Source organism: Nocardioides sp. NPDC000445, from assembly GCF_040300245.1.
Taxonomy (GTDB): domain Bacteria; phylum Actinomycetota; class Actinomycetes; order Propionibacteriales; family Nocardioidaceae; genus Nocardioides.
Window position 1 is genome coordinate 183,863 of sequence record NZ_JBEPDH010000005.1, and the last position, 20,890, is coordinate 204,752.

The window sequence follows — 20,890 nt, forward strand, 5'->3', positions numbered from 1 at the left end:
AAAGATCGTGGCTGTCTGACATATCTTCTTGGCCTTAGATGCGGGCGAAATGCCACGCACTCAAACGCGCGAAACGCGCATCTACCAGACTGGCTCAGCTCGTACTTCGTGTCAAGGGCAGTTGTGGAACGTGGCTGGGGTCAACTGCATTGACGTGCTGTGACGACAGGGTCGGCGGTCGCGAGGAGGCCCTTCTGGCTGGGAAGCAGGGCGGTTGCACGGTTGGCATGGTCCGGGCGCGACGCGTCGACGTCCTACACCGTTGCCGCGTCGCCAAGAGGGGCCCTATCTCGTGTGACCAAGGGGTAGGGCAGCTGTGCGAAAGGCCTGGGCTTGTTGGCCCCAAAGTCGTCGAGTCTCGCAGGATGCCTGGATCGCGGACTGCTCAACGGCTGCGACGGCTTGTTCGAGCGCGTCGGGGGTGTCGGCGCTGAGGGTGAGGAGGCCGGTGAGGCGGAGGATGCCGTGGCCGTTGGTGAGGTCGGCTTCTTGTCGGAGGACGTCGCCGTACTCGGCGTTCTGTTGGGCGTCGTCGATCTGGCCGATCTTGGCGCGTTGAGCCGCGTCGGAGATGTACTCGGTCTTCTTGCGGCGTAGGTCTCTCGCTGCGAGGTCGGTGCGTAGGGGCTGGTAGTGGAGGGAGAGGGTGCGGCGTATGCCGGTGGTGAGTAGGAGTGGGGCCAGGAAGCCGGGGTAGACCTGGGAGCGGGGCCACTCGGAGATCCACAGCACGGCATGGTGGGCGGAGTCAGAGCGCAGCGTGCCCCAGGACTCGGAGACTGCGATGGGGCCGGCGGTGGCGAGGTCGCGGCCAAGTGCACCGTGGCGTTCTAGCGCGGTGGCGATCCCAGGGTCGTAGGCGGTGCGGAGGATGAGCGCGAGGTCGCTCGGGGTGAGCCAGTCGCCGGCGACCAGGTCGGCGGAACGGAGGGCGGCGGTGAGTGTGGTCATCTCCTGCCGGAGGACGGTGGCAGCGCCTCGCATGCCGTGCCCGGAGGCTCGGATTGCTCGGGCGGCGGCCTTCATGTCGAGGGTGAGGGAGATGGTGGTGGCATGGCGTTCGCCGGCGGGGCCGGCGCGGTCGATGAGCTCGGCGTAGGTGTTGGAGGCCCAGGTGTTGTCGTGGGTGCCGTGGTTGTTCCACCAGTTAGTGAGGCTCTTGCCGGAGTCGGGCAGTGTGCGTTCGAGGACTTGGAGGCCGGCGATGCGGCCGGAGCGGCAGGTCGTTGCGAGTACGCGACCCCAGCCGGTGACGCGGCGTTGCTGCTCGGCCGGGTCGAGGAGGGTGAAGGCGGGATGGGTGACGGCGATGATCGCGGTCAGAGTCGGTGCGTGAGGGTCGTGGACCATAACCGCGCCGGTCTCCTTATCGACCCACTGACGGAGCGAGGCCGCGTCGCCGGGGAGTGCCAGGGTTCCTACAGGCCGGGGTCGGTTGATGGGGCGGCGGTAGTCCTGTTGGCGGGTCATCATTCGCCATACCCATGCCGTCGCGATCGGGAGCCAGGTGACCAGGCGGCGTCCGCCGATGCTGCCCCAGGTCAATGCCGCTGATATCGCGAGAACCGGGGTCGCGACGATCAGGCCCGTACCGCCAGCGGTGTAGAGGCCCAGTAGCAGGGTTGTGGCCCCGAGGCCGAGGGTCAGGAGTTGACCGCCGGTGAGACCTAGGAGCACGCCACGTCGGGCGAGGCGGGAGAACTTGACCGGCGTGAGGTCGTACGGGGTGAGGTCGGTTGTCATGATGACCTCGGCCGGGCCTCAGGTATGGGGTCGACCACATGTGGTGCCGGCGCGTTGGGCGCCGGTGCGACGAACCCCGATGGGGTGTCCGGCGGGACCGGCTGGGCAGTTGCCTGAGTCTGCGCGGCCCCGTCGGAGTGCTGGCCGGCGGTAGCGCCGAGATACGAGGCGACCGTGGGACCCGCGGTGGCGGTCTCCTTAGCGACGTGCCCTGTGGCGATGACGCCGGCCGCGGCTGGCACCGCAGCCGCGGTCGACGAGGTGGCAACTGGTGCCCTGCTGGAGGAGGCGGCGGAACCGCTGCCCGTCGGGGCTGTGGGCGCTGAAGGCGCACGGGCGGATCCCTCGGTGCCGCCTAAGACTCTCTGCGGTTGGAGGACGGGTTGGCGGATGGGCACGGGGAGCGGGCGGTTGAGGGCGTGCTTGGTCTCCTGTTCGGCGGACATGGCGTGGTACATGTCGAAGCCCATGAAGTTGATGGCCTTGTAGGTCAGGTAGGGCGCGAAGCCGGCGATCAGGAGGAGCACGACGCCGGAGAGGGGCTCCGAGAGACTGGTCAGATCGGCGTCGATCGGAGCGGAGACCTGACTGGTGGCGAGCAGGAAGATCACCACGACGACGAGTTTGGACAGGATCAGAGCGATCACGAACGATGCCCACCGGGAGACCCACGTGCGGGTGTGATCCCAGGAGGCGCCGGCCAAGGCGAATGGAGCGAGGACGACGGCGACCAGAAGCAGAGCCTTGCGAGCCAGCAGGCTGAGCCAGACCAGGAACGTGGCGCCGATGAAGAGGCCGGCCATGATGATCGTGAGAATGATCCCGACGCTGGGGTTTTTCGTGCTGATCGCAGCGACCGAGGCGGCCAGGACGGCCATCTCCTCCCCCATCTGATCCATGTTGGTCCCCGCCGCGTGAACGATGCCGCGGGCGAGCTGGTCGGTGATCTCGAGCGCGGTGGCCAGGAGACCGACGGCGAGAAACGAGCCGATGACCGACTTGGCCAGGCCGAGGATCGCGCGGGTTAGGGCAGCGGGTTCGCGGCGGATCAGGCCAGTGACGATCTGCAGCAGGAAGAACCCGAGCATGACGACGATCGCGATGCCGAAGACGATGTTGTAGATCCTGGTGAAGTGGCCGGTGGTGAGGTCGACCATGGTGGTGTCGTCGATGACTGTCCAGGTCGTCTCGATCAGCGCCTTCGCGGTGGCGGCCAGGGCGTCGGCGAGCCATTGGAACGGCAGGGTCGCCACGTTCACGGCCTGTTCGCCGGCGGTGTTGCAGACCTTGCTGATGCCGGGTACGTCGCACACGCTCATTGCTCACACCGACTGTCCGACGTTCCAGAAGAAGTTGATCAGCGTCACGCTGGCACCGGTAACGATCGCGGCGCCGAGAGCGACGAGGACGCCGAGCTTGCCTCGGCCAGCGAGGTGCGGGTTGCTCGAGTTTGCCCCCAGAGCCCAGACGATCGCGGCGACGAGCAGGGCAAGGACTGAGAGGATCAGGGCGACTGTCATCATCGCGCCGACGATCTCGCGGAGTTGGGCGATGCCGGGGAGACCGTTGGTGTTGGGGCTGATGTTGACGTTCAGTCCCAGGTGGGTGGCGACACCGGTGTGAATCGCGTTCATGGACGTGCTCCCTCAATGACTGAGTGATGGACGTCGGACAGGTGCGCGCGGCATCCCGGAGGATTGTTGATCAGTCGCCGTTGAGGCGGAGAGTCGACGGGCGCACTTGGCGTCCCGCCCCGAGCGGGGGCTGATCGAGCAGGTCCGCGCGACGGTCCATCGAAACGTCGCTGGAGTCCAAGGTCAGGATGGCGAGCTCGTCCTCGTTCATATACGCGGCCTCGCCCACCCACATGGGAAACAGGCGCAGGCTCTCCGGGTCTGCACCGGGATTGGCCATCGCGTAACGGTAGCCGTCGGCGGCAGCGGTCAAGAAGCTGATCAACGTTGAGAGGGCTTGGTGGACATCGATGTCGGACCCGACACGTGACTCGAGGTCGGTCGCCTCGACGGGCTTGTGGACGGGGTCGCTGTCGGAGATGCGATAGCCGTACGCGCGGCGGACTCCACCGTCCTCGTCACGTCGATCTTCTGCATACCAAACGTCGATGCGCAGGTCGTTGACGGTCACGGTCGCGAGCGGGTTCTCATGGGAGGTGGTCATGGGCACCAGGTGTGCTCTCGCCGCCTAGCGTCCGATCTACGTTGAGGCACAGGGGGAGACGGTCTCAGCAGACACAGGTTGTGAGTCGCTCAGCCATCCGGTCGGGTTGGTGGCGTGGCCGTCGACTCGGATCTCGAAGTGGAGGTGAGGACCGAACGACTTGCCGTCGTTGCCGACGTCAGCGATGTGCTGGCCCGCCGTGACGTGGTCGCCGACGCGTACGTGGATGCCGTTGCCGTACATGTGGGCGTAGCCGGAAGTGACCTTGCGGCCGCGGATGGTGTGGTCGATGAGGATGAGGTGGGCGTAGCCGGAGGGGTGAGCGCCGGCGTAGGTCACGATTCCGTCGCCGATGGCGAGAATCGGGGTTCCAAGCGGGGCGGCGTAGTCGTTGCCGGTGTGGAGCGAGTTCGCGCCGGTGACAGGATCAATACGCGGACCGTACGGGCTGGTGGCTCTCCAGGTTCCCTTCGGGAGTGGGAACACGATCTTGCTGGACTCTGGTGCGCTCGCCGGCTGATCGTCCGCAGGAGATGTGAGGGCCTCGAGGATCGCGTCGGCAACGGGCTCGAAACGGGCGTACCGGTCCGGGAACGCCGAGACCTCGACCGCCTGGGCGGCCGCACCCGGCGGGAGCTGTTGCCAACCGGGGATGTCGAGTAGCCCACGTGGCGAACCGCGGTTCGGGCCGGTTTCACCGCCGAAGAAGGCGCGCGCCTGGTAGGTCGAGTCCATGAGCTGGGCAACGGTGCCCCAGCCCGCGAGGGGGCGCATCTGGAACAAGCCGAGGGAGTCGTGGTCGCCGCCGTTGCCGTCGTTGGGGAACCGGGTGGAATCGGGCCAGGCGCTGGTGTTGGCCAGCATCCGCAGGCTCGACTCGGTCAGGGCTGCCATGAGGGCGATGCGTACACCGTCGCGGCCGACGCCGGGTGTGCGGCTGCCGACGGTGGCGATCGTCGCGGCGTGGGTGAGCTGGGTGCGGTCGAGCGCGAACGTGAACCCGTCGCTCGCGCGCACGGTGAGGCGGTCGGGAACCTCGCCGATGTTGAGCATGCCGCCGCAGGTGCTTCTGGTCCCAAGCAGCGTCATGCTCAGCATCGAGACGCTGGAGAGGCACGCCGTGGGAGCCAGCAGCACGGCCATCACGACGGCAACGATGAGGACGGTGCGCATGGTCGAGGGCGGTTCAGCGGAGAGGCTTGTTGAGCTGGGAGAGCCGAAGGAGCTTGCAAGTGTCGTACGTCGGCTTGCAGGTCATGAAGATGGTGAAGGAGACCTCGTCGACCGTCTGTGCCGGTTTGCCCTGCCAGATGCCGGAGCGCCGGCGTAGCCCGGTGACCGTGTAGGCGGTGGTGCCGTCGGCAAGGTCGGTCGTCTCGCCATTGAACTCGGCACTCTTCCAGGCGTCGGGGACTTTGTAGGAGGTGATGTCGATCCACTGGCGAGTCTCGTACGTCTTCAGGTCTTCCCAGGACTCGGGAGAGGGGAGGTACGTGGTCAGGTCGGTGACGAGTCCGGCCGACTCCTCGCCACTGGGGTCGGCGACGGCGAGCAGGCGGCCGGCGTATTCGGTGAGCGGTGTGGGTGCCGTTGTGTCCCAGGCGAACAGGACCTCCGAGACTGAGACAGCGAATGCGGCGGGGTCATCGGTTCGGACGACCTGCCCACCGCCGTGAGGCATTGGCGCCGAGCGGGCATGCTCAGTCGAGATGCTGTCCGGGCGTGGTTGTGGGGCGGTGTCCGGTTCTCCTCGCGACAAGGCGACCCCGGCTCCCACGGCGGTCAAGGTCGCCGCCGTTCCTGCGAGGAGAAGGGTTTTGGTCCGTGCGGTCTGGCTGAGTCCTCGGATGAGCATGAGCTTTTCCTGGTTCGGTGGGTGGATGAGCAGATGTGCGCTTGGGTGGCCGGCGCGCAACCCGTGGTTCAGGCGGTGCTGGGATCGAGCGATCCGGTCCGTGCGTGGGTGAGTCGGTCACGGAAGGTCAGTGACTCGGTGATCACCCGGTCGAAGCGGGCGTACTCCTCGTCGCTGATGTCGTGGGCGAGTTGGTTGACGTCGTAGTGCTTGGTCCAGCCCTCGAGCTCGGTCCAGGTGAGGAGGAAGGATCGGAGCGTGCGGTACTTGGCGGGCTTGTCGGGTTGGGCGCCGGCGAGGGGTTCCGGTGGGCTCTTCTGGAGGGCTCGGATGCCGCGGCGGGCTTGTTTCTGGCGGACACGGTCCAGGGCTTCGGCGGCGAGGCTGTCGAGGTCGTCAGTGTCGGTGTCGGGTTGGGAGGCGAGCTCGATGGCTGCCTTGACGCGGCGGTAGGCCGGCTCGACCGGTGCGCCACCTTCGACGGCGTCGAGCTCGGAGGCGGCCAGCTCTCGGACCGTCGGAGGGTGGAACGGGTCGCGGGAGACGGCTTGGAGGAACGCGATGCGGTCGAATCGGTGGTAGGACTGCTCGCCGGTGATGGCCCGAGCGGCTTGGGTTCGGGTGTCTCCGCCGCCCCGGGTGCCTTGCGGTGCCGGACGGCGTCCGGCACCGTTCACTTCCCCCGATGCCTTCTTGCCAGGCATGCTGTCTGGGCCGTCGGCACCGAACTGGGTTGCCTCCTGGCGGTGCTGTGCGTCCTCGGCGTAGAGCCTCTTGAGCTCGGTGTAGAGCTCGGTCTGCTCGATGGGGGAGAGCGGTTTGTGCAGTGCGTTCTCGTCTTGTTGGGCGAGGAGTTGGGTGAGGGCGTCGGAGATACCGGAGCGGACCCAGACCTTGATGGTGCGCCAGCCGAGGCGACGTACTGCCTCGAGCCGGCGGCGGCCACAGACGAGGACGCCGTCGGGGGTGATGGTGATCGGGTGAAGCATGCCGAGCTCGTGGATGGACTCAGCGAGCTCGTCGATGTCGCCGAGGTCCTTGCGGTGGCGTACGCCGACGATGATCGAGTCGAGGGCACGCTCGGAGTCGGTGTTAGCTGGCATGTGCGAGCGCCTTCCGCAGCCGGTTCTCCGGGGTGAGCCGGGGTGCGCAGCCGGCGATCAGCGCGACCAAGTCGCCGTCCAGATCGTCGCCGCTGACAAGGACGTCCCGCGGTCCCTCGTTAGTACCGAAGCGGTAGAGGAGACCGTGGCCGGTCTTGGTGTGCTCGTAGTCGGGATGCGGGTTGCCCAGCACGACCGTGAGCAACGTCGACCAGGTTGAGAGAGGGAGGTCGAGGACCTTGAGCGCCAGCGCGTCGCGGCGCAGCCCCTCATGTGCCGTCACGCGGTTGCCCGACGCCATCAACCTCGCTTCGACATAGGTGAGGGCGTGGTCGATCGTGGCTCGCGGCCAACCCAGCGAGGCGAAGAGACGGGCTACCTCCCGGAATGCCTGGGTTGCCTTGCCAGGTGGTGCCTCGTCGGTGTCGACCTCGGCGGAGATCGAGAATGCTGGGTGGTAGTCGGTGAGCGGGTTGTCTCGGTCGCTGAACCGCTCGGCGTCGTGGTGGACCATGACCTCGGTGCGGCGGGCCTGGTGATTGGAGCAGAGCAGCCCGTCGGCGCGTTCCTCGGCGATCAATGAGATCCGCACGGCCTGGGTGACGACCGCCCACGGGTCATCGGCAGTGAGCACAGCATCACTGCGTAGCGCTTCGAAGGCCGCGTACGCGGCGTCCTCGGGGCGCAGCTGGTGCTTGACTGCCAGCGCGGCGTACTTGTCGTTGATGTAGGCCATCAACGCGAACGCGTCGTCATCTTGGCGCCATGCCTCCGGGCCAGCGAGACGGAGCTCGAGCAGGAGTGCCCGCAGCCCTTCTGGGCTCTTGAAGTCAGTGCCCGTGCGGATCCTCGTGCTGATGCCGCTGTCAATACTCATAGCGAGATCCCGCCCATGCGCTGGTGGGTGATCGACGGCGGCCCAGGCTCGGCAATCGCGGTTTTCGTCACCCGTGCCTTCGGGGGCTTCGGGCGTGAAGGGAAGTTGGCGCGACGTACCAACTCGGCCTTGAGGTCGAGGCCCCGGCCGATGACTCGGCTGCCGATCATGGTGGGTAGGTCGCTGGGACGCACCCAGGCGACGCCGTTCCTCGGGCGCTGTGCGGCCACATCGTTGCGAGAATGCTGTGAAGGGTCGCGGTGGATGGCGAGCGGCGCCGGCTCGCGCGCGGTGCCTGCCTGTTCTACGGTCGATTCGTTGAGACGCCGGTCGGGGTCGTGGTCGTAGGCGTTCTGGACGTTCACAGCGCCACCCCGTTCGTCGGCTCGGTGGCTCTCGAGGTACTCGTCGACATGGGTGTCGGCCCGAGGCGGCGGGCGGTGTTGAACGCCGACTTGATCGTCTTGAGCGCTTCCACTTCGGGAAGACCTGCGGACGCTGCGGCGTCGCCCAGGAGACGAGAGGTGTGGGAGAAGTCGTGGCCGGCTTCGGCCATCCGACATGCGGCCCAGAACAGGCCACCGTTGCGGGCGCCCTCCGGGCGCCGGGCGACCCAAGCCGCCAACCGCTCAGGCGACGAGCCAGCTGCCGGAATCACATCTGGCGGGCGCGGCGGCGGAGCGGGTGGGGCGAGGTGGCGGTTCAGAGCGACCGAGTCAACCGGCCCGGGGCGAGCCCCGAAGGTGATCAGCGAGTACGGCCGCAGGGCGCCGTCACCAGAGGCGACCATCGACGGAGGCGCGACAACGTAACCGCCATCGCCACGGAAGTCCACATGTCGGCTCGGCAGTGACCAGTTTCGTTGCTCGAGGCTAGGGGTCGCCGCGAAGTAGGCGTGCATGCCGCCCGAGGGCGTGCGGACCATCCATGCCCACCGTTGGGTCAGACCGGTCTCCATCGCCGTTGAGAACGCACGGAACCCATCACCTGTGCGGTGCACGTCGACGTCGACGACGACCAACCCGGACGCGGTGCCGGTGGGGATGCCGATGTTGGCCTCTGGCATCCGCTGCCACCAACGGCGTATCTGCTGGAGATTGCTGGTGGCGCTGTGGAACCCGTGCGCGGTCAGTGGCTCCTTACCACCGCGTACGCATGGGAAGACCGGGATGCCGGCGCGAGCCAGCGTCGTGGCCGCGGTCGGAAGGTGACCCGATTCGGCGGCGTTCTTGATCGCGCTCGTCACCCAGCGCGAGGGGCGTTGTGTCGAGAGATCCATGTCCACGACACTGGCTCCGGAGGGTTGCCCTGGTGCTTGCCTCTTCGGCTGCTCCCCTCACTGGGAATTGGGGGAGGAGTAGTTGTTTTCGCAGGTCATCGGGCTGCTCCCCAAGTCGTCGGCATGTTGTCCATCGTGCCTCGAGATCCCCGCCGCGGAAGGTGTCGGATCGATGGCGCAGGCGTCCGCGAGTTGGCTGTGGTAGTCGACTGGGTTGTCAGCTGCCGCTGCGGACGTTGTCGCGCATCCCTGCCAGTGGCCGGCGCGGATAGAGGAGAGCCTCAAGGGCTGCTCGTGCTCGGCGCACTCGGACCTCGGTCTCGCACAGCTCGCGGGCTTGACGCTCCACGGTGTGTTCGAGGCGGGTGCTCTCCTCGGCAACGCAGTTGGCCAGCTTGGTTCTGAACAGCGCAACGGCTGCGAGTTCCTCTGCCTTATCGCAAGCATCGGTGTTGGTGTGGGCCGCTGCGCTTTGCTCGTGATCGTCCGTTGAGCTCGACCCTGACCTTGCGGGATCGGCCAGGGTCTCGTGGAGGCGGAGTTCTTCGAAGGCGAGCCTGGTGCGCATGCCACGGGCGATTGCCTCGGAGCGCGTATCCAACCACTGCAGGCCAAGATCCTCCAGCGCAGAGCGCAGCGACGATGTCCGCGAGACAAACGGAGCTGCCGAACGAGGTGCCAGTCGCGCGACCGCGCCAGCGACGTGGTCATCACCTGCCAGATCCGCGAGAGTCTCGACGCTCTTCAGCATCTTGGCCTGGCTCTCACGCAAATTGATTGCCAAGGGTGAGTCGGTCCACGGTTCGGCCTCTTCACGGAGATCGAACGGCTCAATGCTGAGCTGGGTGGATTGCCGGCTCCGCGCGGTCGTATGACCATCGGCGAATCCGACCTCGCGCGCCTTCTCCTCGCTGATTGCTTCGACCCAGTCATCGAGCTTGTCCCGGATGTCGGCTCGCCTGATTCCGGCGACGATGTACCAGTCGGTGATCGCGCCCTGCAGTTCCACCTCGATGATCGTGAGGGCAGCGCGTGCCCGATTGAGCGCGTTGGTGGCCTCTTTGGCGTTTTCGATGCGCCACTGCACGAGCCCTCTGCGTGTCCATCCGGTGGTTGACCGAACCATGAAGATGGCCAGCGTGAAGCCGAACGCGTAGACCCCGATCGGGATCGACCCGAGGGCAGCACCCCAGCCGTCTGCGCGGCTGGTCCAGGTCGCGAAGTCGCCTCGATAGGTCACCCAAGTGGTGGCAGCCATGGCGAAGATGCCCGGTCCCGTCGCGAGCGCGCGAAGGCAAAAGAGGCAGGTTGCGGCCATGCCAAACGAACCGACGACGAAATACCTCAGCGCCCCGGCCAGGAGACGAGGTCGGCTCCAGCCGAACCGCCCGGCGTCGCTCTCCCTTACGAGCGCGGCGACTTCAGCCGCCGGCCAGAAGGTCTCGCGCACGAGCCAGAACCCTGGTCGGCTGAGGGACGCGCAGATGAGTTCCATCGTGGACTGGGTACGAACGAAGATCACGGCGTTTATGCGCCTCGAAGCCAGCGGACCCCCACGGTCCAAGCGTGCATAGCCCCTGCGCAACGCGAATGCCCCTGCGAACCAAGCCGCCTGCCCGATCGTGAACAGGGCGAGGCAGAGGAGCATTGCTATCAGCGAGCCCACAACCAGGACGTAGATCCACGTGGGCATGCCGGCCGTCGGTGCGGAGTCGCCGGCCGCCGCGGCCCTGTACGGCAAGGTGAGCAGGCTCCACACGGCCCCGATCACGTCGTTGAGCATCCCGAGTTCCTTCGATCGATCGTTCAGCAAACCGACCGCCTGGTGGTCAGCCAGGTGGTGGTTGGTTGGCAGGCCCTGCTCCGAGGTCAGTACCGCTGAAGGACGAGCGATGAAAACTCCGGCTCGTAGTCGAGGACCACCGTCTGTAGTTCATCCCGCTCAGCGATGTTGACACCCGGCCACGTGCTGCTTCTACGCCCGAGCAACGCCATCGACAAGGTATCGGGGCGGAGCCCCGTCACTCAGCACGTCCCAAGCGGCCGTGAACCGTCGCGCCATGCGTGGGTTAAGGCGCCCGATGGCGGTGTCGCGTGGACAGAATTCGAAGCTCGCCAGCTCGGGGTCTGCGACATGCAGAGCGTCGACTTCGGCGGGGGTGAGGCGGCCGCCATCGAACACCAAGCAGAGTGAGTCGTCCCAGGGACCGTGCGGCGACACCCAGTCGACACAGAGCAGCCGCCCGACCTTCAGGGTCAGCCCCAACTCTTCGCGGAGTTCTCTCTCCACGGTCTGATCCGGCGGCTCATTGGCCTCGGCCATGCCGCCCGGGATGTCCCAGTCCGGCTTGTAGGTGGGATCGACAAGTAGAACTTGTCCGGCGCTATCGCGGATCAATGCGTCAGCAGCCACACGCTTTCGCGGCTGAGTTGCGTTGCCCTCTGCGAGATAGTTGGTCCACTCCTCTGGGGAGCGCTCATACATGGGCGGCTCAGCCACGGGTCAACCTTGCTGTGGAGCCGAGGCGCCACGTCATCTCTCTCTGGATCTGTAGAGCAACGCGCTGTGCTACGTCGCCATGTTCCACCTTGGCCATGCTCCGTCCGAGGTCCTCCAGTTCGGTGGCGACTACTCCTGATCCGAGGTGTGCGGTGGTGGCGAGAACCTCTTGGGCGAGTACAGCAGCGTGGTCGGATTGGCCCGAACGGAGGACGGATCGGGCAAGCATGAGTTGCCCCAACGCGCGTGACCGCGGACGGTCATTCGACCTCAGCGCGACCACTCGATCGGCTTGCTCGCTGGCACCGCGAACATCGCCGACTGTGAGGAGAGCACGAGCAGCCTCCATTGCGAGCGACCCTTCATCGAACTTGCTCACCCACTTCGACAGAGGTTTCGAGCCCGTTTGTGTGACCTCCTTCTCGGCTACGCGCAGTGCTTCCAGGGTGCTTTGTCGGTCACCCCGAGCCCCAGCGGCGCGAGCCTTCATGCCAAAGAGCCGCGCCCGAAGAAGTCCGGGGATCGATGTGTCTCGCGCCGTTTCGAGACCGCGAGCCGCGTAGACGGTGGCGCGATCGGGGTCGGACTGCAGCAGTGCCAAGTGTGCCGCGCTCCCCATGACATGGGCCGTGACCTGAGCGTCGCCGTCCACGGCAGCGAGGCGGATCGCTCGCGTGAAGTGCTGGTCTGCAAGCGGGTCGTTCCCGGCGTCGTGCGCCATCCAACCAGCCATCTCAGAAAGCGCGGCAGCAACCGTGAACGGTGAAGCCCCTTCCGTGTCTGCAACCGCCAGCAGGTCACGTGCCAGATTGCTGTTGAGGTATGCGACAACGGCGCCGTACATGTGCCCGCCGCCCACCCGTCGATCGGCGAGACGGAACGACTCCATGGCTGCGGCATGCGACGTCTCGGGGTGGGCGAAGGGCGGTAAGTCCTGGTCGGCGCGGACGGTCGGCAACGAGGGTCGATCGCTCGACAGCGGCGGACCCTCCTCGAACTGCTCGAGCTTGCTGCCCAGGCGGCCTGCAGAGCGACCACGCCGCGTCGGATAGAAACCGAGGTCTCTATCTCGCTCCGCTTCGAGGACCGCACACAATGCGGCCCTGTAGGTCGCGTTCGGCCAACGGATCAGCCCTCGCTCATAGCGCGCAACAGTCGCAGCATCGAGGCTGATCTCTTGCTGCTCAGTTGCCCAGACGTGCCGGTTGACCGCCTCCGCGAGCTCCCCTCGAGTCATCGGGCGCCCCGTCGACGGAGAGATCATGCCCATCCGTCGAGCTCGGAGCAGGTCGTTCGTCAAGGAGTGGCCTCCTCGGCCCGAGGTTCCGTGTCGATCGTGGGCGCTTTGACGGCCGGACTCCAGAATGCCTGAACCTTGCCGCCAGATTGCCTCAAGGGTCAGCAGCCTACCAATGCAAAGTGGATGTGCATCTCGAAAACCGTCGGCGTTCTGTTGGGAGATAGTGAGCAAGAAAACGACCATGGACTGGGCTTGCTGACTCTAGCGAGGTCCAGTTCACTGCTTCCGTGACTCACGAATCAACCATGTTCCCGCGTGTGGACGGAGATCCGGCGTGGCCGAATGGACCGTGGCTCCATCTTCCTGCCTTCGTAGGTGATGTTGCGCTCAGGGCTATCAAGGCGGAGTTGGAACGGGCTGCTCTTGATGCTGCCCGTCGAGACCTGGTTATCGCGGAGATGGGGGATACGCCGCGCCGTATGTCGAATCTGTCGGCACGCGAGGTCGAGCGCACCTGCCGGGAAACTTGGCAGCTCTATGAGGACCCGGGCGTCTTGCGGGCCATCGAGTCGCACGCGGCGGTGAAGCCGGCGCCGCTTGTCGGTGACATCGAGGCTGTTGTCGTCAACTACCTTCACCGGTCCGGTGACACTCATGGTGCCCACGTGGACGACCATGAGGTTGCGTTCGTGTTGGTCGTGGAGGCACCGCCGCCTGATGGTGGCGGTGAGCTGCTCTTGCAGATGCCAAATGGCAGGTCGCGGTCGGTGACCTTGTCGGCCGGTGACGCCTACATCCTGCACGCGAGTGCGGTACGGCACTCGGTAGCACCTGTTACGGCTGGACGACGGATCGCTGTGGTCTGCGCTTACGACCTGGCTGGCCGTCCCCAGCCCCATCGGACCCGTTCTGCGGCATTGCTGTACGGCTAGCCAGAGGTTTTACTCTCCGGGGCGGAACGGTGATCGTCGGGCGAGCAGAAGACCAGGCGGCGTCATCGCGTCTGTGCGCTTGGCCTCGCCTGCCAATGGCGGATCAAGCTCTGCAGACGGCGACCCGTCCATTGGATCGTTGGGGTGTGGTTATTGACGTCGGTCACGATGTGTTCTGGCGGGACGTCTTTGGTTACGACTGCGCCTGCGGCGATGTAGCTGTGTGGGCCGATGTGTACTCCGCCGATGACGTGTGCGCCGTAGCCGATTACGGTGTCGGCTTCGATCACGGGTGGTTCTTCGTCGACGTCCCACCAGCCCTCGTGTGGGCGGGTGTATTCGTGGACCAGTTCTCCCATAACGGTGGAGCGGTCCCCGATCGTGGTTCCGTCGCAGATGAAGCCGGCGACTGTTGCGCTTGCTCCGATGGTGACTCGGTCGCAGATGTAGGCACCGTAGACGATCCGTGTCCCGTCGCCGATGGTGCTGTCGTAGCCGATGCGAACGCGGTCCTCGATGACACAGTCGTCTCCGACCTGTACGCCTTCGTGGATGATGGCGTGGTTGCCGATGAGACAGTTAGCCCGGATGGAAACTGGCCTGCCGTTGGAAGCTGATCCTGGGTTGCGTTGTTCTGTCCGCAGCCGTTCTTCCTTGGGGTACCCGATAACGCTGTGTCTACCGACGATGGTGCTGGGATCGATGTCGGTAGGGGCGTACAGCGACTCGATGTTCACGCGGGACTCCTGTCGTTGCTGATCAGCCAGTCTGTGGTGGCTTCGACCGCCTCGTCTTCTCGTTCGCGGGTGTCGAATCCATGATCCGAACCGCGGACGGTGTGGAGGTTGGTGTTGGGCCTGGTTTCAGCCGCGTGCTGGGCGATGTCGTAGGAGACGGCGCTGTCTCGGTCGCCGTGCACCATGAGTGCTGGGATCGAACTCGCTGCCAGGTAGGTGAGCGGCTCGTAGTGGTGGAACTCCTCGAACAGCACCCGCCCTACCTCGAACTCGCCGTCGATCACGAGATAGCCCTGGGTGTGCAGCAGGCGTTGCTGGTCCGGGCTGTAGTTTTCCTTGCCCCATGGGAGCTCTGGGTTGGTGAACGTGTGTTTCAGGTCGAGGACGGGATTCCACAGCACGAGGCGGTCGATGCGTCCATCGAGCCAGGGAAGGGAGAGCGAGGTTGATACTGCGCCGAAGCTCGAGGCCACGATCGACAACCGCCCTGGAGATCGATCGGTCACGTAGTCAATGGCCGCCTGGAGGTCGAGCATCTCACCTGCGATCGTCGCGCCTCGTTGGGTTCCGCCGCTGTTGCCATGCCCGCGGAACGAGAACCTCAACACGTTGAAGTCTGCCTCTGCTAGCCGGTCAGCGAGCCGAATGAACATGCCGCCTTCGGTCATGTCGGCATTGATTCCGTGGACCTGCACGACCGCGCCTCGCTGACCCTGTCCGATGGCGGGGTGCCACGCGGCATCCAGCCCGATGCCATCGATCGACGTCAACTCAACCTGCTGCATCCAACTACTCCTCATCACCTGTGGCCGCTTGCGCCCGCCCAGTGTGCCGGATGTCGTTGCGGTCGCGTCTCTCAGAGACGGCGGTGACGAAGGCGGAGTCCTCGGTGTCGCTTCCGGCGTCGTCCTTCGGTCGCTGGTGGACGATGGGCGGGTCGAAGGCGAGGGCGGTGAGTTGGCGGGGGAATCGAGCGCGGAGATCGGCCCGGGGGTGATCGATGTAGAGCGAGGGCAGGAATTCGTCGACCGGGACCACAGCGCTCTCCAACTGGGTGGCGAGCAGGACCCCAAGGGCCGGCCTGGTGAGTAGATAGCCGAACGTGCAGTGGCTGTAGCCAGGCGCCACGAACCCCGGAACGGCTTCCTGGTCGGGATCCAGTAGGTAGCGCCCCAGGTAGAGGAGGTCAAAGCGGGCGTGGTGGCCGTCGAGGCGTCCCAAACCTTCTAGCAGGTCTTCCAGGAACGTCGGTTGCAGAACCGCATCGTCTTCGAGAACAAGAATGTACGGCTCGTTGCCGTTCTGAGCGGCGTGGCGCCAGCAGGCCAGATGCGACAGAGTGCAGCCGATCTCCCCGTACTTCAGTGGACGGCTCCACCACGAGTTGTCAGACTCGATCTGCCAGGGGAAGAGCTTGTAGCCGGCCTCTTCAAGGTCTGCTTGGCGAAGCTCTTGGCCGTCGAATGGACCCTGCCAGTCTGAGGTGAAGGTCGCCGTGAGTTCGGCGGGAAGCGAACGAGTCATCCATGCGCGGCGATCGGGTCGTCGCTTCAAGTTGATTACGTAGGTCCGGATGTCGGCGGCTGAAGTCACCGCGCGATTGTCTCTGTAGCCGGCTGGTTGACTGTGTAGCGGTCGGAGTTGTCGATGACTGTGGTGAACGGATCGTTGTTTCGTCGAGAGAGCAGCAGTAGTGGGTTGACCAGCGTCAGGTCGGCTACGTCGGTGATGCCGCCGACCCGGCGGGCTTCGGTGACCAGGACGAAGTCGTCCTCGCCGACCTGCTCGGTGACGTAGCGGACGCTGCGTGCGCCCCGTTCTGCTTCCAGCAGGCTGCGGGCGGCACCGAGCACGCCTAAGGTCAGGCAGCCACCGAGCAGGAACACGGTCGTGCCTTGGGCCAGTGTGAGGCGGGTGAACACGGCGAGGTCTTCGAGGAGCTCTTGCCGCTCGGTCCATCGTGGGCCGAGGGTCAGCCCGTCGAGGCCCGGCACGACCAGTGGGTCGTCCTCGCCCAGCTGATTGGGTTGGAAGTAGAACGGCAGGTGTGGAAGGAACTCGCGATACGTGGCGTTCCACGGAGGTCCACCGGCCACGACGACGACATCGGCTTGTGTGTCGTAGTACTCCGACGGGGCGAAGTCTCGAACGGTCACTGTCGGGGCGAGTTGCGCGAACCTGGTCCGCAGGTAGATGAGCGTGTCGAGGTCCGCGAACTTGGCGTAGCGGAGATAGTTCCGGTCGGTTGGTGATGCGTACTCCGGGCTTTCGTCCTCCGGGATCTCCGAGCACACGATGTCGACCCGAGATCCGCTCGACAGGTGCCAAAAGGCACGGAGGTCGTCCGCCCAGGGTGTGATCTCACCGGCTACCTCTTGGGTTCGCGCCGCAGGCCGGACAGGTTCGGCGGACGCTGACGGCGGTGGGGTGGGCGATCTCAGCTCCCTGCTGAGGAGTAGGTAGGCAAGGGTGTCCAGTGCCCGGTCTGCGCGACGTCGGACAGTCTTCGCTGCGCACTTCTGCAGACGTGCGAGCGACTCCTGACGCTCGGTCAGAGTGGGATATCGATGCTCCGGGAGGAGGTTGAAGTCGACCTCGACATAGAGGCGCTCATCGTCTGCGAGCCCCTCGATCGCACGCCGAAGTACCGCCACGAGCTGCGTTACCTCCGCAGCTGAACCTGGCTCGTTTATGGTCCCATCCGCGAAGTAGGCGCGGACAGGGTCAGTGAGGGCAGTGAGGAGCGCTGTTGGCCGAGCCAAACCATGGCCCGCGCGCAGACGCTTTAGGTCACTCGTGAGCTCATCGGCCGAGGGTGCTGTGCTGGACACCATCTGTCCAGGATATGTCCAGTGCGTCGGCTCAGTGACCAGCAACACGGGGAGTAAAGGGCCTGGTCCACCGAGGTGCGGGATCAGCAGGCTTGGGTCTTAAACCAGGCAAGCCGACATTGGAGACCAGTGTGGAACGAGCACCCCGCGTAGACATCGACGGCGTGTGCGGCGCCGGAGGATCCCGAGGAACGTTGTGGGTCCGATGACGTCAACAACAATCGTGTCTCGTCCCAGAGCGGGCCGGCCGCGCATTGAGAGCCGCAGGAGCGAGTTGCCGCCGCGGGAGGAGATCCTCGACGCTGCAGCGTGCCTGTTCGTGAACCAGGGGTTCGCGGGGACCTCGACCCGGGAGATCGCTGAGGCGGTCGGGATCCGGCAGGCGAGTCTCTATCACCACTTCCAGAACAAGGACGAGATCCTTGAGGAATTGTTGCTGCTATCGGTGCGGCCCAGTCTCGACATTTTCGAGAAGATCGAGGTGGAGTGCCCCGGCGAAGTTCCGGAAGCGACGCTGTACCTGCTAGCCCTGATCGACGTCGACACCCTCGCCAGGGTGCCACACAACATTGGCAAGCTCTACGCGATGCCCGACGTCATGATGAACGTGGTCTACGGTCAGTTCCAGCCCGCGCGTCGGGAGTTAGCCGACGCATACGGCAGGCTGGGAGCAAAGGTCGTCAGCGAGCGGGTGGCCGCCACGGTGAGCATCAAACAGCTGGGCGGCATCCTGATCGAGCAGGCCGAGACCGTGATCAGAAGCCGTGCCGACGGCGACAAAGTCGGTCGTGCTGAGGCTGACGCGATCGCCGCCGCGTGCCTGCGAGTCTGCGGCGTTCCCCAAGATCGAATCGATCAAGCCGCGGCCATCGCCAGCGACCTCATGTCGGCGCTCATCGAGGAGCGTTGCACCCAGTGAGAAAGCACGCGGCCGACGAGCCAGTCGCCGCACCGCCACAGGGTGGTGTCGACGGCGGAAGCGCTGGCAACGGTGAAGCGGGCCAGTGACCTCATCTGTCTGATTGCCAGATTGCCGGAACGTACGTCACAGAATGCCGTCTCCGCCTTCCTTAATTGCCCTGCTGGTGCAGCGACGTACGCCACGAGAGTAGTTCGAGGCCCCGGCCATGCCGACCAGTCTTGGCGTCATGGCTGGGGTCATTCCAGACCTCGCGGGAGATAGCTCGCGCGGACAACCGGTTCGGAGGTTGGTTTGAGCTCGCTACATGTTCTGCAGTCGTCGACAACGGATGCCTTCCAATCGGCCCTCAGCAACATGGTCGAGGCGTGCCTTGAGTTCAAGGCGGCCAATCCGCACTCCGTTACGCCTGGGCGACTGGATCGAGCAAGACTTCGGAAGGCTGCCGAGGTGTCCACCGCCGGAGCAGATCTGGATGCGGTGGTTTCCCGGTTCACGACCGAAGTGCTACCTGCCTGTTTGAACTTCTCAGCGCCTTCGTTCTTGGCCCACCCCGACGCAGGCAACTCGACCGCCGGCGTACTCGGCGGAGTCGCCGATGTATTCCTGCAGCAGAATCTGTCGTCGTTTGACTACAGTCCGGCGGCCACCGTTGTAGAGACCGAGCTGCTGCGGACCATACGCCGCGTAGTCGGCTACGACGTGGGTGATGTCGAGAGCGCTTCGAGCGCCGGCGGGGGAGTTGTATTCGGCGGAGCAGGAGCGAACTTCTCCTGCCTCCTGGCAGCTCGCGAGCACCTCAAGCAACGCCTCGCCGCCCAAGGGCGAGCCTTCGACCCACGTCGCACAAGGGTGCTTGCGAACCGGCCATTCACGCACTTCTCGCTGCGCCGGAGCCTGTTCATGCTCGGCCTCGGCAACCGCGACCTCTCCGCCGCGGAACGCGCCAAGGAATGCCTGGCCGAGGAAAGCCTGTTTGAGGTCGGCACCACGTACTTCCGAACGGATGCCGAAGACCTCGAGCGCAGGATCGAACAAGTCCGCGAACGTGGCGAGGAGATCATGTGCATCTTCGCAGTCGCAGGTGACAGCCGCTTCATGGCCTTCGATGACCTGGAGAGGCTGGCGGAAACCGCCGAGCGGCACGACATCTGGCTGCACGTGGATGCCTGCGAGGGAGGCCAGGTGCTGTTCAGCCCACGTCGCCGTCACCTAATGGCAGGGGTCGAGCGGGCCAACAGCGTCTCCATGGATCCGCACAAGGTGCTCATGGTCCCGTACAACATGAGCCTCTTCTTCCTCCGTGACCCATCCTGGCTCACCTACTTCACCGGCGATCCCACGAGCTTGATCAATCAGGACGAGGAATCCCTGGGCGGCTTCACGCCTGGCATCAACTCCAAGAGCTTCATCTCGCTCAAGCTCCTGCTGATGTTGCAGCACTGGGGCTGGGATCGGCTCGCTGCGGAGATCGACCGCCGCCATGACCTCGCGCGGCGTGCCGCGGACTGGATCGAGGACCAACCCGCGCTTCAGCTGATCAACCCCGACGTGAGCCACAACGCGGTCGCGTTCATGTACGTGCCCGACGATGCGAACTGGTCAGGCAGGGCTGACGGGGCAGACGCGGTGGGGGAGACCGAGCGGCTCAACCGCCTGAACCGGGTCATTCACGAGCGGCTTAACACACGTACGCCGTTCTTCGTCCACGCCTTTCCTGCGCGTGACGACGCTGCCCGGGTGGACGCTGCCAAGGGGTCAGTGTTCGCGCTGCGAATGATGTTCGGTAACCCGCTGACCACCTGGGCGGTTGTACGCGAGTGCCTGGAGACAGTGGTCAAGGTCGGGTTCGAGGTCTCCTCCGCGCCGACCCTGTTCGGCGATGAGGTCCGGGCATGAGAGACGGCATGGACGCCGAGCCGCTGGTGTCGGTGGTGATGCCGGTGTGGAATCTGGCACCGGTGCTGCCGACGGCGATCGACAGCGTCCTGTCCCAGACCCTCGATGACATCGAGTTGATCGTCGTCGACGACGCTTCCACCGACGCGACCGCCGATGTCCTCGAGCACTACCACCGCACGGACCCGCGGGTCCGGGTGATGCGCAACACGACGAACAGCCGACGATCGAACATCGAGTGGGAGCCGCGCAACAACGGACTCCAACTCGCGCGGGGAGCCTTCATCGCCTACCTCGATGCAGATAACGCTTGGAACCCGAGCGCTTTGGAAGTTCTGTCCACCGCGCTCATCGAGAGCCCGGACGCGCAGCTGGTCTACTGCCGGTCGCGCAACTTCCACCACCCCTCCGACATCGACGCGGTGATCGCCGCCGACTCACGCGAAGTCACGGATCGAGGTGATGACTGGGTGGTCTTCGCGCACGACGACCTCGACGTGCGACAGCTCGGCCGTGGGCAGTACATCGACACGAACGAGATGATGCACCGCGCCTCGGTATTCGCTGTCCTCGGCTCGCTGTGGCACACCGTCCACCCGCGACGTGCCGACGTCAACGCCCACCAGGGCAAGCGAGTCGCCTCTCGTCGACACAACGACCTGGATCTGGCCGAGCGCGTTATCGCGGCCTTCGGGGACAACGCCGTCGTTCAGGTCCCCGAGGTGCTCGTGGACTACTACTACCCCTCAGCGCCGCGGTCGCCGCAGCGCCTCCCAGTTCAGGTGATGCGCTGATGA

The 20,890-nt window shown here is 65.4% G+C and carries 21 protein-coding genes; 4 read left to right on the plus strand and 17 right to left on the minus strand.

Features of this window, described 5'->3' with window-relative positions; genetic code table 11:
* Positions 1-285 precede the first annotated feature (285 nt).
* The 13 genes from ABT304_RS08800 to ABT304_RS08860 all read right to left on the minus strand — a co-directional run bounded on the left by ABT304_RS08800 (position 286) and on the right by ABT304_RS08860 (position 12,835).
* Positions 286-1,743: an SCO6880 family protein gene (locus tag ABT304_RS08800; protein ID WP_350714501.1), complete on the minus strand. Its 1,458-nt coding sequence runs from the start codon at positions 1,741-1,743 to the stop codon at positions 286-288.
* The gene (locus ABT304_RS08805) at positions 1,740-3,062 is read right to left on the minus strand and encodes a TrbL/VirB6 family protein (protein WP_350714503.1); all 1,323 of its coding nucleotides are present in this window, start codon (positions 3,060-3,062) and stop codon (positions 1,740-1,742) included. Before ABT304_RS08805 ends, ABT304_RS08800 begins: the two co-directional genes overlap by 4 nt.
* Before the next feature lie 3 nt (positions 3,063-3,065).
* Positions 3,066-3,377 (minus strand): DUF6112 family protein, encoded by a 312-nt coding sequence (locus ABT304_RS08810; protein ID WP_350714505.1) that lies wholly within the window; start codon positions 3,375-3,377, stop codon positions 3,066-3,068.
* A gap of 70 nt (positions 3,378-3,447) precedes the next feature.
* Positions 3,448-3,921, minus strand: a complete 474-nt coding sequence (locus ABT304_RS08815) for a hypothetical protein (RefSeq protein ID WP_350714507.1) — start codon at positions 3,919-3,921, stop codon at positions 3,448-3,450.
* A gap of 36 nt (positions 3,922-3,957) precedes the next feature.
* The gene (locus ABT304_RS08820) at positions 3,958-5,094 is read right to left on the minus strand and encodes a M23 family metallopeptidase (RefSeq protein ID WP_350714508.1); all 1,137 of its coding nucleotides are present in this window, start codon (positions 5,092-5,094) and stop codon (positions 3,958-3,960) included.
* Positions 5,095-5,107: 13 nt separating this feature from the next.
* Complete coding sequence (locus ABT304_RS08825; RefSeq protein WP_350714510.1) at positions 5,108-5,602, minus strand: cell wall protein; 495 nt, start codon at positions 5,600-5,602, stop codon at positions 5,108-5,110.
* A 242-nt stretch (positions 5,603-5,844) separates the two neighbouring features.
* On the minus strand, positions 5,845-6,879 hold the full coding sequence (locus tag ABT304_RS08830) for a ParB N-terminal domain-containing protein (RefSeq protein ID WP_350714512.1): 1,035 nt from the start codon (positions 6,877-6,879) through the stop codon (positions 5,845-5,847).
* Positions 6,869-7,756, minus strand: coding sequence for a hypothetical protein (locus ABT304_RS08835; RefSeq protein ID WP_350714514.1), 888 nt, complete (start codon positions 7,754-7,756; stop codon positions 6,869-6,871). The genes ABT304_RS08830 and ABT304_RS08835 overlap by 11 nt, the downstream gene beginning before the upstream one ends.
* Positions 7,753-8,121, minus strand: a complete 369-nt coding sequence (locus ABT304_RS08840) for a hypothetical protein (RefSeq protein ID WP_350714516.1) — start codon at positions 8,119-8,121, stop codon at positions 7,753-7,755. The genes ABT304_RS08835 and ABT304_RS08840 overlap by 4 nt, the downstream gene beginning before the upstream one ends.
* Complete coding sequence (locus tag ABT304_RS08845) at positions 8,118-9,035, minus strand: bifunctional DNA primase/polymerase (protein ID WP_350714517.1); 918 nt, start codon at positions 9,033-9,035, stop codon at positions 8,118-8,120. The genes ABT304_RS08840 and ABT304_RS08845 overlap by 4 nt, the downstream gene beginning before the upstream one ends.
* Positions 9,036-9,252: 217 nt before the next feature.
* Positions 9,253-10,818: a hypothetical protein gene (locus tag ABT304_RS08850; RefSeq protein ID WP_350714518.1), complete on the minus strand. Its 1,566-nt coding sequence runs from the start codon at positions 10,816-10,818 to the stop codon at positions 9,253-9,255.
* Positions 10,819-11,010: 192 nt separating this feature from the next.
* The gene (locus ABT304_RS08855) at positions 11,011-11,535 is read right to left on the minus strand and encodes an NUDIX domain-containing protein (RefSeq protein WP_350714520.1); all 525 of its coding nucleotides are present in this window, start codon (positions 11,533-11,535) and stop codon (positions 11,011-11,013) included.
* Positions 11,528-12,835: an NsdA family TPR-like regulatory protein gene (locus tag ABT304_RS08860; protein WP_350714521.1), complete on the minus strand. Its 1,308-nt coding sequence runs from the start codon at positions 12,833-12,835 to the stop codon at positions 11,528-11,530. Before ABT304_RS08860 ends, ABT304_RS08855 begins: the two co-directional genes overlap by 8 nt.
* 227 nt (positions 12,836-13,062) lie before the next feature.
* Here ABT304_RS08860 and ABT304_RS08865 point away from each other — a divergent pair, with 227 nt between their 5' ends.
* Positions 13,063-13,707, plus strand: a complete 645-nt coding sequence (locus ABT304_RS08865; RefSeq protein WP_350714523.1) for a HalD/BesD family halogenase — start codon at positions 13,063-13,065, stop codon at positions 13,705-13,707.
* Positions 13,708-13,769: 62 nt separating this feature from the next.
* On the opposite strand, the gene ABT304_RS08870 is transcribed toward ABT304_RS08865, so the two are convergent.
* Genes ABT304_RS08870 through ABT304_RS08885 form a run of 4 tightly spaced genes read right to left on the minus strand, consistent with a single transcriptional unit; the run spans position 13,770 to position 17,278 of the window.
* Positions 13,770-14,444, minus strand: a complete 675-nt coding sequence (locus tag ABT304_RS08870; protein ID WP_350714525.1) for a DapH/DapD/GlmU-related protein — start codon at positions 14,442-14,444, stop codon at positions 13,770-13,772.
* The gene (locus ABT304_RS08875; protein WP_350714527.1) at positions 14,441-15,229 is read right to left on the minus strand and encodes an alpha/beta hydrolase; all 789 of its coding nucleotides are present in this window, start codon (positions 15,227-15,229) and stop codon (positions 14,441-14,443) included. The genes ABT304_RS08870 and ABT304_RS08875 overlap by 4 nt, the downstream gene beginning before the upstream one ends.
* 4 nt (positions 15,230-15,233) lie before the next feature.
* On the minus strand, positions 15,234-16,037 hold the full coding sequence (locus ABT304_RS08880; protein WP_350714528.1) for a glycosyltransferase family 25 protein: 804 nt from the start codon (positions 16,035-16,037) through the stop codon (positions 15,234-15,236).
* On the minus strand, positions 16,034-17,278 hold the full coding sequence (locus ABT304_RS08885) for a glycoside hydrolase family 15 protein (protein WP_350714529.1): 1,245 nt from the start codon (positions 17,276-17,278) through the stop codon (positions 16,034-16,036). Before ABT304_RS08885 ends, ABT304_RS08880 begins: the two co-directional genes overlap by 4 nt.
* A 271-nt stretch (positions 17,279-17,549) precedes the next feature.
* On the opposite strand from ABT304_RS08885, the gene ABT304_RS08890 reads away from it, so the two are divergent.
* The 3 genes from ABT304_RS08890 (at position 17,550) to ABT304_RS08900 (ending at position 20,887) form a co-directional block, all read left to right on the plus strand.
* Entirely contained in the window at positions 17,550-18,194 is a 645-nt protein-coding gene (locus ABT304_RS08890) for a TetR/AcrR family transcriptional regulator (RefSeq protein ID WP_350714531.1), read from the plus strand.
* 450 nt (positions 18,195-18,644) lie between these two features.
* Positions 18,645-20,093 (plus strand): pyridoxal phosphate-dependent decarboxylase family protein, encoded by a 1,449-nt coding sequence (locus ABT304_RS08895; protein WP_350714532.1) that lies wholly within the window; start codon positions 18,645-18,647, stop codon positions 20,091-20,093.
* Complete coding sequence (locus ABT304_RS08900; RefSeq protein ID WP_350714534.1) at positions 20,090-20,887, plus strand: glycosyltransferase family 2 protein; 798 nt, start codon at positions 20,090-20,092, stop codon at positions 20,885-20,887. Before ABT304_RS08895 ends, ABT304_RS08900 begins: the two co-directional genes overlap by 4 nt.
* Positions 20,888-20,890: the final 3 nt, after the last annotated feature.

Bases quoted from the DNA above. Each gene is read 5' to 3' on its own strand.
- ABT304_RS08800 (WP_350714501.1), bottom strand. From the start codon at position 1,743: ATGACAACCGACCTCACCCCGTACGACCTCACGCCGGTCAAGTTCTCC.
- ABT304_RS08805 (WP_350714503.1), bottom strand. From the start codon at position 3,062: ATGAGCGTGTGCGACGTACCCGGCATCAGCAAGGTCTGCAACACCGCC.
- ABT304_RS08810 (WP_350714505.1), bottom strand. From the start codon at position 3,377: ATGAACGCGATTCACACCGGTGTCGCCACCCACCTGGGACTGAACGTC.
- ABT304_RS08815 (WP_350714507.1), bottom strand. From the start codon at position 3,921: ATGACCACCTCCCATGAGAACCCGCTCGCGACCGTGACCGTCAACGAC.
- ABT304_RS08820 (WP_350714508.1), bottom strand. From the start codon at position 5,094: ATGCGCACCGTCCTCATCGTTGCCGTCGTGATGGCCGTGCTGCTGGCT.
- ABT304_RS08825 (WP_350714510.1), bottom strand. From the start codon at position 5,602: ATGCCTCACGGCGGTGGGCAGGTCGTCCGAACCGATGACCCCGCCGCA.
- ABT304_RS08830 (WP_350714512.1), bottom strand. From the start codon at position 6,879: ATGCCAGCTAACACCGACTCCGAGCGTGCCCTCGACTCGATCATCGTC.
- ABT304_RS08835 (WP_350714514.1), bottom strand. From the start codon at position 7,756: ATGAGTATTGACAGCGGCATCAGCACGAGGATCCGCACGGGCACTGAC.
- ABT304_RS08845 (WP_350714517.1), bottom strand. From the start codon at position 9,035: ATGGATCTCTCGACACAACGCCCCTCGCGCTGGGTGACGAGCGCGATC.
- ABT304_RS08850 (WP_350714518.1), bottom strand. From the start codon at position 10,818: ATGCTCAACGACGTGATCGGGGCCGTGTGGAGCCTGCTCACCTTGCCG.
- ABT304_RS08875 (WP_350714527.1), bottom strand. From the start codon at position 15,229: ATGCAGCAGGTTGAGTTGACGTCGATCGATGGCATCGGGCTGGATGCC.
- ABT304_RS08885 (WP_350714529.1), bottom strand. From the start codon at position 17,278: ATGGTGTCCAGCACAGCACCCTCGGCCGATGAGCTCACGAGTGACCTA.
- ABT304_RS08900 (WP_350714534.1), top strand. From the start codon at position 20,090: ATGAGAGACGGCATGGACGCCGAGCCGCTGGTGTCGGTGGTGATGCCG.